Genomic DNA, 1,307 nt, shown 5'->3' with positions numbered 1-1,307 from the left:
GGGGTGCGGCCTGCGGGTCCTGCGGGTCCCAGACCAGGCCGGCCTTGGTGAAGAGGAAGGGGCGTTCGGCTTCCGGAAGGCCGGCGACGGCCCGGCCGACCAACTCCTCGGCGTGGCCGAGGCCGTACACGGCGGCGGTGTCGATCCAGTTGACGCCGGAGGCGACGGCGTGGCGGATGGCGGCGATCGACTCGGCGTCGTCGGTGGTGCCCCAGCCGAACCGCCAGCCGGTGCCGGAGACGGCCCAGGAGCCGAATCCGACCCGGGTGATGTCCATGCCGGTGGTGCCGAGGGGACGGGTGGGCAGGTGGGTCGCGGTGGCGTTCATGCGGTGGGTGACTCCTCGTGAGGATCGGTCCGGGCGAGGCGGCGTGGTGCGCCCGGCCCGTCCATCACGGTGCCCGCCCCGCGGGCGGGCGACCAGTGGCGGCCGGTGCCTGGGCACGGCATGACCAGGCACGACGGGACCAGGCCGTGGGAGGGTGTGCGCATGGCTCTCGACCGACGAACGGAACTCGGCGCCTTCCTGCGCTCGCGCCGCGCCCGGTTGCACCCCGACGACCTGGGGTTGCCGGACTACGGCGGGCAGCGCAGGGTTCCCGGACTGCGTCGCGAGGAACTCGCGCGGCTGGCCGGCGTGAGCGTGGACCACTACGTCCGGCTGGAACAGGGGCGGACGCTGCACTTCTCCGAGGCCGTGCTGGACGCCGTCGCCCGTGCCCTGCGCCTGGACCCGGTGGAACGCGACCACCTCTACCGCCTCGCCCGGCCGTGGCCGGAGCCGGAGCGGGCGGACCCGGCGACCAGCCCGCATGGACCCGCGGGGCCGGCGCCGCAGCGGGTACGGGCCGGACTGCGGCGGCTGCTGGACTCCACCGCCGACGTCCCCGCCTACGTGGTGGGTCGCAACACCGATGTGCTGGCCTGGAACCGCCTGGCCGCCGCGCTGATCACGGACTTCGGCGCGCTGCCGCCCCGGCACCGCAACCTGGCCCGCCTGGTGTTCCTGGACGAGGGGATGCGCGGCCTGTACGCCGACTGGCACGGGAAGGCCGCCGACGTCGCCGCCTACCTGCGGCTGGACGCCGGACGCCACCCCGACGACCCCCGCACCGGCGAGCTGATCGACGAACTGTCCACCGCCAGCCCCGAGTTCCGCGACCTGTGGGCGACGCACGAGCTGCGGGACAAGACCCACGGGCGCTACGTCTACCGTCACCCCGTCGTCGGCGAACTCGATCTCGGCTTCGAGACGCTGCGCCTGCCCGACGACCCCGACCAGGCCCTGGTCGCCCACGGTGTGGGCG

General features: G+C 74.8%; 2 protein-coding genes. One reads left to right on the top strand and one right to left on the bottom strand.

Features of this window, described 5'->3' with window-relative positions; all coding sequences use genetic code 11:
• Positions 1-328: aldo/keto reductase (locus ABZ885_RS41320; RefSeq protein ID WP_360200385.1), on the bottom strand; the 328-nt coding region annotated here is incomplete at its 3' end.
• 162 nt (positions 329-490) lie between these two features.
• On the opposite strand from ABZ885_RS41320, the gene ABZ885_RS41315 reads away from it, so the two are divergent.
• Positions 491-1,307, top strand: an 817-nt coding sequence (locus tag ABZ885_RS41315; RefSeq protein WP_360200383.1) for a helix-turn-helix transcriptional regulator, incomplete at its 3' end; no start/stop codon positions are given.

This window comes from Kitasatospora sp. NPDC047058 (genome assembly GCF_040643935.1).
In the GTDB taxonomy this organism is placed as follows: Bacteria; Actinomycetota; Actinomycetes; order Streptomycetales; family Streptomycetaceae; genus Kitasatospora.
Note: the sequence above shows the minus strand (reverse complement) of the source record. Positions and strands in the feature narration are given on the sequence as shown.